General features: G+C 63.7%; 13 protein-coding genes. 10 read left to right on the top strand and 3 right to left on the bottom strand.

The features are described from left to right. The first annotated feature begins 13 nt into the window (after nucleotides 1–13). Complete coding sequence (locus V9L18_RS19285) at nucleotides 14–883, top strand: hypothetical protein (protein ID WP_337348767.1); 870 nt, start codon at nucleotides 14–16, stop codon at nucleotides 881–883. Nucleotides 884–1,252: 369 nt separating this feature from the next. Here the strand turns inward: V9L18_RS19285 and V9L18_RS19280 are convergent, their stop codons facing one another. From V9L18_RS19280 to dtd, 3 genes are all read right to left on the bottom strand, one after another. After that, the gene (locus V9L18_RS19280; protein WP_337348766.1) at nucleotides 1,253–3,295 is read right to left on the bottom strand and encodes an ABC transporter ATP-binding protein; all 2,043 of its coding nucleotides are present in this window, start codon (nucleotides 3,293–3,295) and stop codon (nucleotides 1,253–1,255) included. Further along, complete coding sequence (locus V9L18_RS19275; RefSeq protein WP_337348765.1) at nucleotides 3,292–5,025, bottom strand: ABC transporter ATP-binding protein; 1,734 nt, start codon at nucleotides 5,023–5,025, stop codon at nucleotides 3,292–3,294. Before V9L18_RS19275 ends, V9L18_RS19280 begins: the two co-directional genes overlap by 4 nt. A gap of 168 nt (nucleotides 5,026–5,193) precedes the next feature. Further along, nucleotides 5,194–5,646 carry a D-aminoacyl-tRNA deacylase gene (gene dtd, locus V9L18_RS19270; protein WP_337348764.1) on the bottom strand — a complete coding sequence of 151 codons (453 nt, stop codon included), beginning with the start codon at nucleotides 5,644–5,646 and terminating at the stop codon, nucleotides 5,194–5,196. A 300-nt stretch (nucleotides 5,647–5,946) separates the two neighbouring features. Here dtd and V9L18_RS19265 point away from each other — a divergent pair, with 300 nt between their 5' ends. The 9 genes from V9L18_RS19265 (at nucleotide 5,947) to V9L18_RS19225 (ending at nucleotide 17,807) form a co-directional block, all read left to right on the top strand. Next, nucleotides 5,947–7,998, top strand: coding sequence for a hydantoinase/oxoprolinase family protein (locus V9L18_RS19265; protein WP_337348763.1), 2,052 nt, complete (start codon nucleotides 5,947–5,949; stop codon nucleotides 7,996–7,998). Between the two features lie 10 nt (nucleotides 7,999–8,008). Next, nucleotides 8,009–9,682, top strand: a complete 1,674-nt coding sequence (locus V9L18_RS19260; RefSeq protein WP_337348762.1) for a hydantoinase B/oxoprolinase family protein — start codon at nucleotides 8,009–8,011, stop codon at nucleotides 9,680–9,682. Nucleotides 9,683–9,706: 24 nt separating this feature from the next. After that, nucleotides 9,707–10,729, top strand: coding sequence for a sugar ABC transporter substrate-binding protein (locus V9L18_RS19255; protein ID WP_337348761.1), 1,023 nt, complete (start codon nucleotides 9,707–9,709; stop codon nucleotides 10,727–10,729). A 96-nt stretch (nucleotides 10,730–10,825) separates the two neighbouring features. Continuing rightward, entirely contained in the window at nucleotides 10,826–12,352 is a 1,527-nt protein-coding gene (locus V9L18_RS19250; RefSeq protein WP_337348760.1) for a sugar ABC transporter ATP-binding protein, read from the top strand. Between the two features lie 10 nt (nucleotides 12,353–12,362). Next, complete coding sequence (locus V9L18_RS19245; protein ID WP_337348759.1) at nucleotides 12,363–13,346, top strand: ABC transporter permease; 984 nt, start codon at nucleotides 12,363–12,365, stop codon at nucleotides 13,344–13,346. A gap of 83 nt (nucleotides 13,347–13,429) precedes the next feature. Next, the gene (locus V9L18_RS19240) at nucleotides 13,430–14,749 is read left to right on the top strand and encodes a methylhydantoinase (RefSeq protein ID WP_337348758.1); all 1,320 of its coding nucleotides are present in this window, start codon (nucleotides 13,430–13,432) and stop codon (nucleotides 14,747–14,749) included. Continuing rightward, complete coding sequence (locus V9L18_RS19235) at nucleotides 14,746–15,828, top strand: DUF917 domain-containing protein (protein ID WP_337348757.1); 1,083 nt, start codon at nucleotides 14,746–14,748, stop codon at nucleotides 15,826–15,828. The genes V9L18_RS19240 and V9L18_RS19235 overlap by 4 nt, the downstream gene beginning before the upstream one ends. After that, on the top strand, nucleotides 15,821–17,368 hold the full coding sequence (locus V9L18_RS19230; RefSeq protein WP_337348756.1) for a helix-turn-helix domain-containing protein: 1,548 nt from the start codon (nucleotides 15,821–15,823) through the stop codon (nucleotides 17,366–17,368). The genes V9L18_RS19235 and V9L18_RS19230 overlap by 8 nt, the downstream gene beginning before the upstream one ends. After that, nucleotides 17,352–17,807 carry a GAF domain-containing protein gene (locus tag V9L18_RS19225; RefSeq protein WP_337348755.1) on the top strand — a complete coding sequence of 152 codons (456 nt, stop codon included), beginning with the start codon at nucleotides 17,352–17,354 and terminating at the stop codon, nucleotides 17,805–17,807. Before V9L18_RS19230 ends, V9L18_RS19225 begins: the two co-directional genes overlap by 17 nt. The last annotated feature ends 33 nt before the right edge of the window (nucleotides 17,808–17,840 follow it).

Here is a 17,840-nt window from a genome sequence, read left to right as displayed (position 1 = left end):
GTACTTTAGGGGAGTGAATTCATTGGAATACGAGTTGGAGCATTCTGACGTAGGTGTAGATCTAGTCGTAAAGGGGCCGTGGACATCCGCGTGCCAAGATGTCATCGCTACCGGCACTGCTGACGGTTTGGTCCTTAACGCGGCCTTTGGGTTCAGCGAACCGAACTTAGGATTCATAGATGCTTGGCCAATAACCCGGTTGAAGGTCCTAGCCAGGAATATCTCGGACCTTTCCCCTGTGTATCGATTGAGCGGAACTCTGAGGGAACTTGACGTACTTACTGCACCCCCGGCTTCTCTTGATCTTTCACGATTACCAAAGATTACGAGTCTCGGCGCAGACTGGGGACAGGTTTCAGACACACTCTCGACGTTGGAGGAGCTCAAAACAGTATTCCTTCGTCACTTCAGTTCTACTGACCTGAAGACGTTCGCGGCCAACTCCGTGATTGAAAGCATTCGACTCAAGGACCGGCCCAAGCTCATCTCCTTGGACGGACAACAGGATCTGACACACCTCACTGAAGTTGGGGTATATCTTGCGACTGCACTCCGCGACATCTCAGCACTAGGATTGGTAACAGCGCCACTGCAGAAGCTCGAGTTGGTTGCCTGCAAAGGAATTAGAGACGTCAGACCCCTTAAGGGGCTCACCACACTCAAATTTCTGAATCTTGGTGATTGCGGCGAGATCGATTCGATACGCCCTCTGTCCGGACTGCAGGAGCTTGAAGAGTTCCACGGCTACGGGTCAACGAAAATCGGGGACGGAGACTTGTCTCCATTGCTACAACTTCCCCGTCTTCGGACCGTCTCCCTCCAGTCTCGGAAAAACTACACCCCGAGCCTTCAGACCGTAATGGAGTCCCTACACCTTCGTTGAAGACAAGGTGCAGAGTCACTTTGCCCCGGCGGGCCACGCTCCTAAAATCGCTGATCGTTATCAGGGCTTGGGCCAAGTCTTGAGTATCTCCAAAGCAATGCCTCAATTGGCACCCGGGTGTCAGCGAAGTTGTAAATTTGTCTACTAGCTATTCGTCTCTCGCAGAGGCGCGCTCCAAGAAGCCAAAGCCGCCGCCTTCTTAGGTGCTATCGCCGATTGCTGCACCGGCGCGGCTGAGTATTCGTGAAATTCGTTAAGCCTAAACGCCGGCAAGGACCTAGAGCGTGTGTAAGGCCAGGTGCCAGAGGGATGGCCTGTGGACAACCTTGCGTTCTTCTGACAGGACGTCACACGCGGCCCGGTGAAAGGTTAAACCTCCGCCACCGGAGCCGCGAACTGCGCCTCGTACAGCCTCGCGTAAGCCCCGCCCGCAGCCAGCAGCGAAGCATGCGTCCCCTGCTCCACGATCTGGCCGGCCTCCATCACCAGGATGAGGTCGGCGTCGCGGATGGTGGACAGGCGGTGCGCGATCACAAAGGAAGTCCGATCGCTCCTCAAAGCCCGCATAGCCTTCTGCACCAGCACCTCGGTCCGGGTATCCACCGAAGAAGTGGCCTCGTCCAGGATCAAAACAGAGGGCCGTGCCAGGAACGCCCGCGCAATCGTCAGCAACTGCTTCTCCCCCGCGGATACGTTGGACCCCTCGTCCTCCAAAACAGTGTCGTAACCATCAGGAAGTGACCGCACGAACCTGTCCACGTACGTCGCCCGCGCGGCCTCCAGGATCTCCGCCTCGGTAGCAGAAGGCCGCCCGTACGCGATGTTGTCCCGAATAGTCCCGCCGAACAGCCACGTATCCTGCAGCACCATCCCCAGCCGCGAGCGCAGCTCCCGGCGCGGCACCGAGGTGACGTCCACGCCGTCGAGCGTTATCCGCCCCGCATCCAGCTCATAGAACCGCATCATCAGGTTCACCAGCGTGGTCTTCCCCGCCCCGGTTGGCCCCACAATCGCCACCGTCTGCCCCGGCTCCGCCACCAAAGAAAGCGAGGAAATCAAAGGCTTATCCGGCGAGTACGAGAAGGACACATCCGAGAACACCAGCCGCCCCCGCCCCGCACCGTCCACAGAAACCCCGGAAGCAGGATCAGCAGACTGCTCGTCCTCGTCCAGCAACGAGAACACCCGCTCGGCGCTCGCCACCCCGGACTGCAGCAGGTTGGCCATGGACCCCAGTTGCGCCAGCGGCATGGTGAACTGCCGCGAGTACTGGATGAACGCCTGCACATCTCCCAGCTGCATCGCCCCGGACGCCACCTGCAGGCCACCCACCACCGCGATCCCCACATACACCAGGTTCCCGATGAACGTCATCGCCGGCATGATCAGCCCGGAAATGAACTGCGCGCCGAAACTCGCGTCGTACAGCTCCACGTTCTTCTGCCGGAACCGTTCCTCCACCTCGCGCTGCCGGCCGAACACCTTCACCAGCGCATGCCCAGTGTACGTCTCCTCGATCTGCCCGTTCAGCTCCCCCGTGTGCTTCCACTGCGCCACAAACAGCTTCTGCGAGCGCTTGGCGATCAGCGCCGTGATCCCCAGCGTCAGCGGCACGGTCACCAGCGCGATCAGCGCCAGCGCGGGCGACAGGATGAACATCATCACCAGCACCCCCACCACGGTCAGCACGGACGTGACCGCTTGGCTGATGGACTGCTGCAGGCTTTGGGAGATGTTGTCGACGTCGTTGGTCACCCGGCTCAGCAGCTCACCTCGCTGGATCGAATCAAAATACCGCAGCGGCAGCCGGTGGATCTTCGCCTCGATCTCCTCGCGCAGCCCGAACACCGTCCGCTGCACTACCCCGTTCAGCACATACGCCTGCACCCACATAAACGCCGACGCCAGCACGTACAGCACCAGCGCCCACAGCAGCACGCTGGACAGCGCCGCGAAGTCGATCCCCTGCCCCGGCGTCAGCGACATGGGCGTGAGCATGTCCGCCCGCTGGTTCTCCCCCGCGGCCCGCAGCTGCGCGATCAGCTCCGCCTTGCTCACCCCGGCCGGCAACTCCCGCGACACCACCCCGGCGAAGATCAGGTTGGTGCCCTCGCCCAGCAGCCGCGGCCCGATCACCGAGAGCGCCACACTCGCGATCCCCATCACCAGCACCAGCAGCAGCCACGCCCGCTCCGGCCGCAGCGTGCCCAGCAGCCGCTTGGCCGACGGCCCGAAGTTCATCGCCTTCTCCGCGGGCACGTTCATGCCCGCGAACGGACCGCCCTGCCCCGGTCCGCGGGCGGGGCGCGGGATGCGTCCGACGCCGGCAGCCCCGGTTGGTGCGGCGGCTGCGGTTCCGCCGGTGGCGCCTGAGGGGGAAGCGCCCGACGGCGGCCGGTGCGGCGAGCTCATACCGTCTCCTCCGCTGCCAGCTGGGAGGAAACGATCTCGCGGTACGTCTCCGAGGTCTCCAGCAGCTCACTGTGCGTTCCGCGCCCCACGATCCTGCCGCCGTCGAGCACTAAAATCTGGTCCGCGTCCACGATGCTGGAGACCCGCTGGGCGATAATCACCAGCGTGGCGCCGGCGGTGCTGCGCTTGAGCGCCTGCCGCAGCCGGGCGTCGGTGCCCGTGTCCAGCGAGGAGAACGAGTCGTCGAAAATGTACAGCTCGGGCCGTTTCACCAGAGCCCGGGCGATGGCCAGCCGCTGCCGCTGCCCGCCGGAGACGTTGGTGCCGCCCTGGGAGATGGGCGCGTCCAGCCCGCCCTCCATCTCCTCCACGAAGTCCCGGGCCTGGGCAATCTCCAGCGCGGTCCAGAGCTCGTCCTCGGTGGCATCCGGCTTGCCGTACTGCAGGTTGCTGCGGACGGTGCCGGTGAACAGGTAGGGCCGCTGCGGCACCAGGCCGATATGCCCCCAGAGCAGGTCCGGGTGCAGCTCGCGCACGTCCACGCCGTCGATCCGCACCGCGCCGGTGGTGGCGTCGAACAGCCGCGGCATAAGGTTCACCAGGGTGGTCTTGCCCGCGCCCGTGCTGCCGATGATCGCCGTCGTCTGCCCTGCTTTGGCGGTGAAGCTGATGCCGGAGAGGACGGGCTGGTCGGCACCCGGGTAGGCGAATCCGGCGTCGACCATTTCCAGCTCGCCGCGGCGCACCGCACTGCTGAGGGGCTTCTTCGGCGGCCGGACACTCGACTCCGTGCCCAACACTTCGCCGATCCGGTCCGCCGAGACCGCCGCGCGCGGGATCATCACCGCCATGAACGTGGCCATCATGACGGACATCAGGATCTGCATCAGGTAGCTCAGGAACGCGATCAGGGTGCCCACCTGCATGGAGCCGTCCTCGATCCGGAACGAGCCGAACCAGATCACCGCCACGGACGAGACATTCAGCACCAGCATGACCACGGGGAACGCGAGTGCCATCAACCGGCCGGCCCGCAGCGCGGTGTCCGTGACGTCGTCGTTCGCCTGCGCGAAGCGGGCGGTTTCGATGTCCTCGCGGACGAACGCGCGCACCACCCGGATGCCGGTGAGCTGCTCGCGGAGCACCCGGTTCACGGTGTCGATCCGCTTCTGCATCTTCCGGAACAGCGGCACCATCCGGACAATGATCAGCCCCACGCCGATCATCAGGGCGGGCACGGCGACGGCGATCAGCCAGGACAGCTGCACGTCCTGACGCACCGCCATAATCACCCCGCCGATGGCGAGCATGGGCGCGGCCACCATCATGGTTGCACCCATCAGCACCAGCTGCTGCACCTGCTGGACGTCGTTGGTGGAGCGGGTGATCAGGCTCGGCGCGCCGAACTTGGTGACTTCCTGCTCGGAGAACTCCCCCACGCGTTTGAAGATGGCGGCGCGCAGGTCCCTGCCTGTGCCCATGGCGGCCTTCGCGCCGAAATAAACGGCAATCACGGCGCAGATGATCTGCAGCAGCGTGATTCCCAGCATGAGGGCGCCCAGGCTGAGGATGACGCCGGTGTCCCCCTTGGCCACGCCTTCGTCGATGATGTCCGCGTTCAGGGTGGGCAGGTACAGGGACGCAATGGACTGCGCCAGCTGGAAAACCACGACGGCGACCAGTAGCTGCCGGTGCGGCCGCAGGTATTCAACAAGCAGTTTCCAGAGCATGGCGGCTCCAAAGGTTCTGTCCTGGCGGAGTCAGATGAGAGGTGGTGCGAACGTCAGTTTACGTCTGGTTGCTGGGGATGATCCGTGCCTGTGGAGGAGAAGTTGGGCCGGTTCTCGGAGAGCGTATTCACCGACCTCAGGGCCGCGGTGCCCAGAACTTCCGGATGCTCAGCCGCGGCGGGGAGCTGAAAAATCGGCGGTGTCGAGGCTGATCGTGAACGGTCCGTCATTGACCAGGGACACTTGCATCATGGCCCCGAACAGCCCGGTGGAAACCTCTGCCCCAAGGCCGCGCAGGGAAGCGACCAGGTGCTCAATCAAGGGCTCGCCGGTGTCCGCCGGCGCCGCGTCCGACCAGGAGGGGCGCCTTCCCCGCCGTGTGTCGGCGTACAGCGTGAACTGGCTGACCACCAGCAGGGGCCCGTTCTGGTCGGCACACGACCTCTCACCCTCAAGGATCCGCAAGGTCCATATCTTGGCGGCGAGGGCCGCCGCATCGTCCAAGGTGTCCGTGTGGGTGGCGCCGGCCAGGACAACGAGTCCCGGGCGGTCAATGGACCCCACCGTTTCGCCGTCGACGGTGACCTCGGCTCGGGTGACCCGCTGAAGGATGGCTCGCACGCATCCACCCTAACGGAGTCCGTCAGCGGGTTACGCGCGGGTCAGTCCTGCCGCCCCCGCAGCGGCAGGACAAGGCTAAGAGCGCCGCTATGAACGCGTCAAGCACCCAAACAAGAAATCCACTCCCCAATTTCTCAGGTGCCAGGATCCCCTGCTGAATGGGCTTTCCAAGGGCCTCTTTAGGCAGGGAGCCCTATCTCCTAGCCCCAGATTGTGCATGATGCACCGCGTTCCGGAAGGCCCCCTGTCTAACGTGATTTTCCACACACCAAGTTCCACCAGAACCATAAGGAGATACACATGCCGAACTACAGGGTGTCGATGGATATCGGCGGAACGTTCACGGACATCGTGGCGTATGACCAGAGCGCAGGGACCTACGAGGCGACGAAAGCATCCACCACGCCGGGCAACCTGAGCGCCGGCGTCATCGCCGGCCTCGAATCGATTGTTACCGACCTTTCCGATATCGAATTCCTGGTGCATGGCACCACCCAAGGCCTTAACGCTTTCCTTGAGCGTCGCGGCGTTCCAGTACTGTTGCTGGCCACTGCAGGCGTGGAGGACTCCTACCACATCGCCCGCGGCCCCCGCCTGGAGCTTTACAACGCCCAGTACCGCAAGCCGGCTCCCCTGATCGAGCGGAAGGACGTCATCGGCGTCGGCGGACGCCTCGACGGTCAGGGCCACGAGATCCGGCCGCTTGACGAAGTGGCCGTCCGCCAAGCAGCCCGCCGGGCACAGGATGAGGGATACGGCGCCGTTGCCGTTGCATTCCTCTTCAGCTACAAGAACCCGGCCCATGAACTTCGTGCCCGTGAAATCCTGCTTGAAGAACTGGGCGAGGATTTCACCGTTTCGCTTTCACATGAAGCAGCCAAGGAGTGGCGCGAATACGAGCGCACCTCCTCCGCGGTGGTTGAGGCCTACACGGGCCCCGTGGTCCGCAATTATCTTTTGGACCTGGAAGAGAAGCTCGCGGACCGCGGCGTGGAGGCCCCGCTGCACATCATGCAGTCCTCCGGCGGCGTGCTCACCGCAGAGTCCGCCCGCAAGCGTCCCCTTCAGACGCTGCTGTCCGGGCCGGTCGGCGGCGCAATGGGCGACGTCGAACTGGCTGGCGTGTCCGGCAACCGCAACCTCATCGGTGTTGACATGGGCGGGACCTCCTTTGACGTCTCCCTCGTTGTCGACGGAAAACCCGACGTGTCCACCGAAGCCCACCTTGAGGGCCTGCCGATGCTCATGAGCGTCGTCAACATCCATACTGTGGGAGCCGGCGGCGGCTCTGTTGCATGGCTCGAAGCCGGGGGTCTCCGGGTCGGACCCCGGTCCGCCGGTGCCACCCCCGGGCCGGCCTGCTACGGCCGCGGCGGCACCGAGCCCACCGTCACCGACGCCAACCTGGTGCTCGGCCGCGTGGACCCCGACTGGTTCGCAGGCGGACAGGTTGCCCTGGACCGGGAAGCGGCCATCACGGCCCTGAAGACAGTGGGAGACGAGCTCGGCCTGGACCCGATCGCCATGGCCGAAGGCATCTGCGACGTAGCCAACTCCCAGATGGCCCAGGCCATCAGGACCATCACCATCTCCCGGGGCATCGAACCTCGCGACTTTGCCCTCGTCGCGTTCGGCGGCGCTGGGCCCATGCACGCGGTCTTCCTCGCCAAGGAACTCGGGATCCCGGAAACCGTGGTTCCCCGTTTCCCCGGCGCGTTTTCGGCGTGGGGCATGCTGCAGACGAACATCCGCAAGGACTTCTCCGAACCGTACTTCTTCCTCGACGAAGACATCGACGTGGCTGACATGGCCGGTGTCCTGCGAAGGATGGAAGTGGAGGGCCTGACGTCCCTGGTTTCCGAAGGCGTCCCTGAGGAAAGCCGCCAAACAACCGCTTCCGTGGACGTGCGCTACCAGTCCCAGGAATTCTCACTGAACGTCCCCCTCACGTCCGCCGACGAACCCGAGTCAGAGGGCTTCGTCGCCGACCTGGCGGTCCGCTTCTCCGCGATGTACCACGAGCGCTACGGGCACTCCAACCTGGGCGCCCCCATCGAGATCGTCGCACTGCGGACCCAGGCGGTAGGCGACCTGGGCCGGCTGGAGGCACCGCTCTTCGCAACCGCGCAGAGCCCCGAGTTCAAGCACGAAATGCGCCGGGTGGTCTTTGACCACGTGGAACACGAGACCACCGTGGTGCGCCGCGACGACCTGGCCGCCGGGCACACCTTTGAAGGTCCCGCCATCATCGTGGAGCAGACCGCCACCACCGTGGTGCCGCCCGGGTTCAACGTCACGGTCGACGAGTTCGGCTCCCTGGTCATCCGCACTGAAGACGCAGAAGGAAATTGAGGTACCACTAATGACAATCACTGCAGTCAAAACCCTGGATCCCGTAACCGTGGAAATCATCCGCAACGCGCTCACCAGCGCCGCGGACGATATGAACGCCACCCTGATCCGCTCCGCCTACTCACCCATCCTCTACGAGGGCGGTGACTGTGTGGTGGCGCTGCTGGACACCGAACACCGCGTACTCGGACAGTCCGCCGGGCTCCCACTGTTCCTCGGCAACCTGGAAACGTGCTCCATTGCTGTGGAGGAGCTGTACGGACGCGAGGTCTGGCAGGAAGGGGACGTGTGGATCCTTAACGACTCCTACCTCGGCGGAACGCACCTGAACGATGTCACCATCTTCGCGCCGATTTTTGACGACGGCTCGGTGGTTGGCTTCGCCGCCACCCGCGCGCACTGGATGGACATGGGGTCCAAGGATGTGGGCGGCTCGATGGATGCCACGGACATCTTCCAGGAAGGCTTCCGTATGGGGCCGGTCAAGCTCATGGAAGCCGGCATTGAAACCTCCGTGGTGGACCTGATCCGCACCAACGTCCGCTTCCCCTACCAGACCATCGGCGACATGCACGCGATGATCGCCGCACTCCGGATGGGAACCACCCGGATGAAGGAGCTGGTGGGCCGGTACGGCATGGAGCAGCTCGATGCCGCACGCGATGAGATCTTCCGCCAGACGGAGGAGATTGAGCGCGAGACCGTCCGCAACATCCCCGACGGCGTGTACGAAGCCGAAGGCGTCCTGGACAACGACGGCATCAACCTGGACACCCCCATCCCGATCAGGCTGAAGATCACCGTCGCCGGCGACACTGTCGACTTCGACGTCACCGGCTCCGCCGACCAGACCATGGGCCCGGTCAACTGCGGCGCAGCCCAAGCCGTCTCGGCCCTGCGCGTGGGGTACAAGCTCCTCGTCAGCCCGGACTCCAACTCCAACGGCGGATCCTTCCGCCCCATGACCACCCAGGTGCGTTCCGGCTCGGTGCTGGGCGCCGTGGCACCGGCACCATGCCAGTGGTACTTCTCGCATCTCGGGCTGCTGATCGATTTGGTCTCCAAGGCAATGGCACCCGCCATGCCTGAACGGGTGGCCAGCGCCAGCCATGGTGACTCAATGATCATTACTGCCGCCGGCTTCGACCCCCGCTTCGGCCGGAACTTCGTCAGCATGGAAGCCACCCTTGGCGGCTGGGGCGCCTGGCAGGGTACCGACGGCGAATCCGCCATGATCAACAACGTCAACGGGTCCCTCAAGGACCTGCCCATCGAAATGATGGAAACCCGTTACCCCCTGCGGATCAACGAGTACTCCATCCGCCCGAACTCCGGTGGCCCCGGGCAGTGGCGGGGCGGCAACGGAGTTGTCCGTGAATACGAGTTCCTCGCCGACTGCGTCGTGGGGCTGTGGTTCGAAAGGTCCAAGACGCCCGCCTGGGGCCTCTTCGGTGGTTCTGACGCCCAGGGCCCGGAAGTGGTGATCAATCCCGGCCGACACGACGAGGTCCGGACGCTGAAGGCCAACGCACGGAAAATCAAGGCCGGCGACGTCGTCCGCCTGGCCGTCGGGGGCGGCGGCGGTTTCGGAGATGTCTCCAAGCGCTCCCGCGAAGACATTGAGTACGACATCGTCAACGGTTTCATCACCGAGGACTTCGCCAAGACCCACTACGGCTACTAAACGCCACGACAGAAAGGATTAACTGTGAAAATCACCAAGCGTCCAGCCGCAGCGATGGCCCTCATGAGCCTCGCCCTGCTGACCTCAGCATGCACCCCGCCCGCCCAAAGCAGCACCACAGAAGCAGTGGCTGCCGGTGCAGACCAGAAACTCAACGTTGGATTCTTCGGTTTTGCCAAATCCAACGGCTTTGCCCAGGGCACGTACCTCGGCGTGGAGCAGGCGGCCAAAGCCAACAACGCCAGCGCCACCTTTGTGGACTCCAATTTCAGTGCCCAGACCCAGGTCCAGCAGATCCAGGACGCCGTCACTTCCAAGCAGTTCGAGGTGATCGTGGTCCAGGCCAATGACAACCAGGCCCTCATCGCACCTTTGACGCAGGCCGTACAGGCGGGCATCACGGTGGTTGTCGAATTCTCGGTCATCGGGCCAAAGTTCGACACCATCGAGGCGCAGGTCCCTGGTGCCATCAGCATCGTGGACCTCCCCACCCGCAACGGCAAGGTGCTCGGCGAGATGGGCAAGCAAGCCTGCGCCACGGTGCCGGGCGACACGTGCAAGGTGGCCTACCTCGAAGGCTTCAAGGCCATGCCCCTGGATAACGCCCGGACCGATGCCGTGAAGACGGAACTGGCCACCGATCCGAAAATCAAGCTCGTGGCCAGCGTCGAAGGCGGGTACACCCAGGACACCGGCCGCCAGGCATTCCAAAACGTCTCACAGGCGAACCCTGATGTTGACGTGGTGATTGGCGCATCCCAGGCCATCACCGGCGCCGCCGCAGCCGCCGGGAACAGTGACATCAAGTTCATCGGCAACGGTGCATCCGTTTCCAATGTGGAAGCGGTCCGGTCCGGTAAATGGTTCTCCATCTACGTCAGCGACGTCGTAGCCAACGGCGCCAAGGCCACCGAACTGGGGCTCGCCAAGGCGCGGGGCAAGCAAGTGGAAACTGCCATCGACGAAGCCAGCCTGGCCCCCAACAACAGCAAGGGCACCAAAGAGGCACTCGATGCCCTGAACTACGTCTCAAAGTACTCGGACTAGTCCAGCCACCTCCCGGGGGCAACCCCGGGGCCGGAGCCTGACCGCTTCGGCCCCGGGGATCCGGCCCTCAACTCCCTTCCATTTCCAGAGGTCAACATGGCGATACAACAGTTGGAAAAACGCGAGCATGCCAGCCGGAGGACCGCACCGGAGATCACCGTCTCCGGAATCGGCAAACGCTACGGTGCAACCACGGTGCTGAATGACGTCACACTGTCGGTAACCCCCGGGGAAATCCACGGCATCATGGGGGAAAACGGCGCAGGAAAGAGCACCCTGCTCAAAATCCTGGGCGGTGCCATCATGGCGGACTCCGGCACCATGGAATTGGACGGAAACCCGGTCAGGATCACAACCCCACGGGACGCCATCTCCCATGGGATTTCCCTCATCTCCCAGGAATTGGCACTGATCCCCAACCTATCGGTGCTGGAGAACGTCTTCCTAGGCCGCTGGGCCCACAGTGGAAGCCTCCTCCTCCCCAACAAGGACGGTGACCATTTCGCCCGGCTGTTGGAAGAGACCGGTTTTGACCTGGACCCCCGGGCAACCGTGGGGAATCTCCCTATCGGCCAGCAGCAGCAGGTGGAAATCCTGAAAGCCCTCGGCCGCGGGGCGAAGGTGCTGTGCATGGACGAACCCACCGCGGTCCTCAACGAGGCCGAGAAGGAAAAACTCCTGCAGGTTATCAAAAGGCTGGCCTCCGCCGGGACCACCGTCCTCATCGTCTCCCATTACCTGGAGGAAGTCCTGGACTTGGTGGACCGGGTGACCATTCTGCGCGACGGACAGCACATCGTCACCGAAGACGCTGCCGGCCATACGCCGGAGTCGCTCGTGCGGCTGATGGTTGGCCGGGAGGTCGATTTCCTCCTCCCCGAAGTGCCGCAGGTTCACTCCCAAGCTGAGACGGTTCTTCGGGTTGCCGGATTGACCAGCACCAAGGTTAGCGACATATCTCTTGAGGTCCGTCGCGGAGAGATCCTGGGCATCGCCGGGCTCGTGGGCAGCGGCCGCAGCGAAACCCTGCTCGCCATTTTCGGTGCAGACCGGACCACCGGCGGCTACGTCGAGATCAACGGCCACCGCCTCCGCGCCTGCTCCATCAGGGACGCCATCAAAGCAGGTATCGCGCTCATTCCGGAGTCGCGGAAAGAACAAGGACTGGTCATGTCCCGCCCAGCCTCAGAGAATATTGCCCTCTCAACCCTGTCCGGCCGGTCATGGGCCGGCTTCGTCAGTGCACGGCGGGAAAGGGCGGCCGTCAAGGACGTCAGCAAGTCAGTTGACCTGCGCGGCGCCCGCCCGGGACAGCCTATTGCCAACCTTTCCGGCGGGAACCAGCAGAAGGCGCTTTTCGCCAAATGGCTGTTGGATCCTCCGGCAGTGCTGTTGGTGGATGAACCCACCCGGGGAGTGGACATCGCAGCCAAGGCCCGGATCCACAGCATCATCGTTGAACTGGCTGCTAAGGGTACAGCAGTCATCGTGGTCAGCTCCGAGCTCGAGGAAGTGCTCGGCCTGTCCCACCGTATCCATGTCATGAGGCACGGGCGCATTGTTGCCGAGTTCGACCGAAACGCCTCCCGCGACGAAGTCATGACTTCCGCTTTCCTGAAATAGGTGAATCCACATGAGCACAACAGCAGTTGCCGTGCCTTCAACGGCAGAAAAAAAGTTCAATCTGAATCTCAAAGATTTCGGAATCGTTTTTGGCCTGGCCGCCATCATGCTGTTCCTGGCCCTGAACACCGGAACATTCCTCACGGGCCGCAATTTCATCAACCTGTTCGACCAGGCCGCCGTCGTGGGACTGCTCGCCGCGGCAGCCACGCTGTGCATCATCAGCGGGGTCTTTGACCTTTCTTCGACCGCAACCCTCGCAGTCTCCGCCATTTCGGGGGTGACTCTCACCCAGCACTTCGGTGTTGCGGCAGGGTTCTTCGGAGCCTTGCTGGTGGGCGCCCTGTTGGGGACCGTCACAGGGCTGATCGTGGTCAGCACGAAGGTCAACTCGTTCATCGGAACATTGGCTGTGAGCATCATTTACCGGGGCCTGGCCATCGTGATCACTGGCGGCGCAATTGTGGCACCGCTGCCTGACCAGCTTGCATCGTTCCAGACTTGGACCTGGCCAAGCATCTTCGGCCTCACCGCAGGCTCGGTACTGATGCTGGCAATGACCGCGGTCCTGGGAATTGTTCTGTGGCGCACCACCTTTGGCCGCAGGATCTACGCCGTGGGCGGCAACCGGGAAGCTGCCCGTCTCAGCGGCATCCGAACGGGCTCAATCCACGTTGCGGTCTTCGCTATCAGCGGCCTCTGCTCGGCAATGGCCGGGATGATTCTGGCCTCCCGCGCCGGATCGGCCCAGCCGGCCATGGCCATCGGCATAGAGCTCACCGCAATCGCCGCTGTGGTCATCGGCGGAACCAGCATCCTCGGCGGACAGGGTGCAATGTGGAGGGCCTTCGTGGGAGTCATGATCCTCACCGTCATCAGCAACGGCTTCAACCTGCTGCATTGGGATACCACTTACCAGCAGGTGGTGACAGGTGTCCTCATCCTGGTGGCCGTTGCAGCCGACGGATTGTTCTTCCGCAAAGCCACCAGATGACTGTCCAGGGTGGACCCTAGAGATATGACATGGATGCACCGCGGGGCAGGGGCCCGGCAGAAAGTTGAACAGGAGGCCCGGCAATGCGGATAGGACTGATGCTCCAGGGCACCAGTTGCCGGGCGCTCGTTCTGGAGGGACGCTCCGTCATCTCCGTGGCCGAACAGCTGCAGGCCGGCAGCCTGGCTGAGGCGCTGGACCGGGTGCTGTCCGCGTTACGCCTGCAGTTCGGGACCCGGATCACAGACGTAACGGCCGACGTCGGACGCGTGCTCGCTGCGGGGCAGCCAGGGGACGTCGTCGCTATCCGCATCTCCCCCCGTCCTCCGGCTGATCGGTTCCACAACACCGTCCTGCCGGCGCTCATTGAGCCTGCGGTCATCAGGACCATGCACGTCCGCGGCGGCCACGACCTGCGGGGACGGCCCCTCGCGCCGCTGGACCTGAAAGCATTCCTGGTGGAATTGCCCTCCATCCTGTCTGGGCCCCTGCGGAACGTAGCCATCACCGCCGTCGGCTCCACCGCCTCCCCGGAGCACGAAACGCGTATCGCGGATGCCATCCTGTCGAACAACAGCGACATGCGGATCAGCATCTCCAGTGATTTCTACTCAAGCGTGTTCCGCGACCGTGACTACACAGCCATCCTTAATAGTGCCCTGATGCAATCGGGCGAAGACCTGGCGGCAATGCTGGAAGAGGCGGGACGCCGCCACTTCCCCGCTGCCACACTTTCCTATGCCAGGAACGACGGCGGCCGGGCACCCCTTTCGCGGCTGGCAGTAGCTCCCGTGCACGGACTCCACCCGGATCCTGCAATGGCAATCCTCGGCGCAGCAACGCTGGGCGGATTGCCTGACGGCGAAGTAGTTGTCTGCACCGATGCGGGCGTGAGCGTGGGCAACACCCGCCGCGGTCTTCCGGTTTCCCACAGCCTCATCCGGCAGGGGTATGCAGCGAGCCTTGCCACCAACGCCGCCATCGTGGAGCCGTACACTGCCAACCATCCGGTGCGGCCCGGCATCCCGTCTGTGGTCGCCGACGTCCGCACCAGCCAGGACACCCCGCCTGACTTCGGCCTGGCGCCAACACTTCCAGCTGCTCCGGACCTGACCCTCATAGGCTGTGCCGCGGCACCGCTGACGGCGTGGATCGACAGGCTCGAGAGGGTCAGCGGACAGGCGGATCTGCAGCGGGTACAGCATCGCGTGGAAGAGGAAGCCCGGTCGGCCGCGGTCCAGTTGGGCGCGAGCCCCACAGACACCCGCATCATCGAATCAAATGTGTTCGCCATGCCCTATGGGAATCCCGGAATCGTCCGGATCCGGGTCCAGGCCGCGGGCGGGACTTCCGGCTCTGAGGAACTGGCGTCGACCGCACAAGCTATGGAGGCCACGGCATGAGCACGGTCCTCACGGCTGAAGACGTCGGGCACCTCCGGACCGGTGCACATTTCCTGGCCTGCGCCATCGATCCCACCGCCATCCATATCTACGCCGGCATGATCCAGGAGGCCATGAAGGACCAGTCCGTGGAGCTCGTCACCGTGGATGAACTCGCTCCAGATGACCTGGTAGTGGCAGTGGGCATGGTGACCCAAGGCCTGTTCATCGCTGACATGCCCCCGGTGGGTGACGAGTTCACTGGCTGTATCGATGCGATCGAAACCAGACTCGGCCGCAAGGTGCGGGCCATCTATTCGCTCGCCGCTGCCAACATCAACGGAATCATTCCGCTCATGGTGGGGCTGCAGTCCTCGCTTCCCGTGATCGACTCCGACCCCATGGGGCGCGTCTTCCCCCTCATCAGCCAGACCACCTTGAATATCGGCGGGGTGGCCATTGGCCCCATAGCGCTCATGGGGGTAACCGGCGAGCGCGCACTGGTGGAGGCCAGTGATCCGCAACGTGCCGAGACACTGGTCCGCGCGCTCGTCACCGAGCTCGGCGGCTGGGCCGCCACTGTCATGTATCCATGCTCCGCGCGTGAGCTGAAGGAGCACGGAGTGCACGGCTCCATCAGCCGGATGATCCGGATAGGACAGATCCTCGACGCCGAAACCTCGGCGGAGAGCAAGTTCCTGTCGCTCGCCGACTTCCTGGGCGTGACGCGGATTTCACGGGCGCGGGTGAGCCACATCGAAGGCCTGTCCCGCCCTACCGACCTTGGACTCCCGGCCCAACCATCCAGTATGACCCTGGAGGATGAAACCACCGGGCAGATCATCCGGCTGGAGGTCCAGAATGAGATTTTGCTGGTGCTTGTGGACGGTGCCGTAGCGGCAGCCGTCCCTGACATGGTGACGCTCCTCAACCCCGAGCACGGCTCTGTGGCCAACCTGGACGACGTCCGGGTAGGCAACGTTGTGGATGTGCTAAAACTCAATGCTGCGCCGCAATGGTATTCGGAGGCGGGACTGGATCTGGCCGAGCCGGCTGCGTTCGGCATTCCACTCAAACATCCAAGGCGGCGCCATGAGTAGGTCGATCAAGGACACGCGGCTCGATGTGGCGGGACTGCTGGCGCACGGGTCGCTTCGCAGCACCACCCCGCTGTACCTCACCCCCACCAGCGCACTTATAGAAAGCGTTGTTCTTGTCTCCCAGCTTGAGGCGATCCAGCGCGTGCGGCCGAACACTGTTGTGGTCCTCTCGACAGAAATGGGCTCGGGTGGTTGGCTTGTGTCCGCCGCACTGCGGCATGCCTGGGAGCGGCGGGCCAGTGCCGTCGTCGTGGCTGGGAGCACCTATTCCAACGCTGTGATCGGCCTGGCTGAACGACTGGGCATCACGCTTTTGGCTGCGGAGGGAAATCCGGCCGAAGTCGCGTTGTCTCTGGCAGCTGAAATCGGTGCCGCCCTGTCCGTGGTGGATGCCGAGCTCGCCCGGTTCGCCCGTGCAGTGGCCAAGGATAGTACACTCGCTGACGTCCTCAAGACCATATCCGGTGAACTGGATGGCGTGGGCGTTTCGCTGGAATACGACGGAGTCATCCTCGCCTCAGCCGGTGCTGCCCCGCGGGATTCGGCCGAGGTCATCACGGTTGACATTGGCGCGGCCAACGCCGCCGTCCCGTCAGCCCTCACCGCCCGTGTACCCGCTTCCGGCGTACACAACCTACGGCTCGTTCGGTCGATCCTCGAAGTAGCGGCTCCTTCGGTTAAGGCCGCATGGTTGGTGGGCAACTCCCGGGATGCGGTCCGCGCTGTTCCCACTGCGGCACTGGCCAGGCTAAACCAAGGCCCAGGTTCTTCCGGCACCGCCTTCGAGGAAGATCACCGGCATCTCCTCTCACAGCTGGGTTGGCGCAGGGACGAACGCTACGCGGCTATCTGGATCTGTCGCAGCGGTGTGCACGCGCCAGGTAACGACCTAACGGCTGTGCTGAGGCTGCTCTGGCGTAAGGTCGCTGCACGCAGTCCTCTGGCGGAGGTCGACGGCGGCTGGCTGGCACTTGTTCCGGCCGCACACCAGGCAGTTGTTTCACAGCTTGAACTCCGGCTCAAGGCACGGCTCCAGCCTGCCTTGGCCGAGCTGGGCCTGGTGGCCGGCCTGTCCCGCTGGGCGGAGGAGGCTCCGCCGCTTCCGTCCATCATTCAGGAGGCCCGGCTGTCTGCTGTGTCAGCCCGGTCCGCGGGCCCGGGTACGGTATTGGGTTTTGCCGGTCTGGGCGTGGCGGCGGCATTTACTTTTGTCGACAAGGACGCCGTGGCACTGGTGGCTGAGCTGACCCTTCCACGGCTGATGACCTCTCCTGACCGGGAGGCGATAGTGGCAGCCGTAGCAGCGTTCCTTGACCACCGCGGCTCGGTAAGCCTCGCAGCGGCTGCACTCGATGTGCACCGTAACACCCTCCAGGCCCGGCTTAGCCGTGCACGGGAACTCGGCGTCCCGTTGGACAATCCGTCCGAGTTGCTGTCCGTCCATTTGATCCTCACCGTGCTGGCGGCGGCAGCACAAGAGAAACCAACACTCCCAGCCCCGTACGAAACCAGAAAGGACTCCCATGAGTTCCCAGTTTGAATCCTTCGACGACGTCTACGCCTCTGCGCGGGACACCGTCGGCGTCCGCCTCTTCACTGCCTCCGTGATCGCCGACGAAGGCAGCAGCATGGCTCGCATTTACACCACCCACCCCGAGGTCTACCCGATAGGCGGGAAAAAAACCCTCGCGGGGGACACCAATCCTGTGTGGCTGGAGCAGGTCCTCATCGGCCAGCAGCCATTCCTGGGCGCTGACAGGGAAGCGGTCAGGGCCTTCTTCTTCGACTCCGGAACCATTGAATCGCTGGGGTGTGGCGCGATTGTCAACGTTCCAGTGGTGAGCGGCGGCCGTACTATCGGCTCCATGAACTTCCTGGCGCCCGAAGGCAGCTATGACCAGTCCTCCGTGGACGCCGCCGTCGAGGTCGCGAGGCGATCGGTCCAGCTCCTCGAAGCCGCCTTGGCCGCCACCAGCTAGCCCACTGACGACATCAGGAAGGAAACACTCCAC

This window comes from Pseudarthrobacter sp. CCNWLW217, assembly GCF_037203985.1.
Classification (GTDB): domain Bacteria; phylum Actinomycetota; class Actinomycetes; order Actinomycetales; family Micrococcaceae; genus Arthrobacter.
The sequence above is the reverse complement of the archived record's forward strand: the minus strand, read 5'-3'. Positions and strand labels throughout refer to the sequence as shown.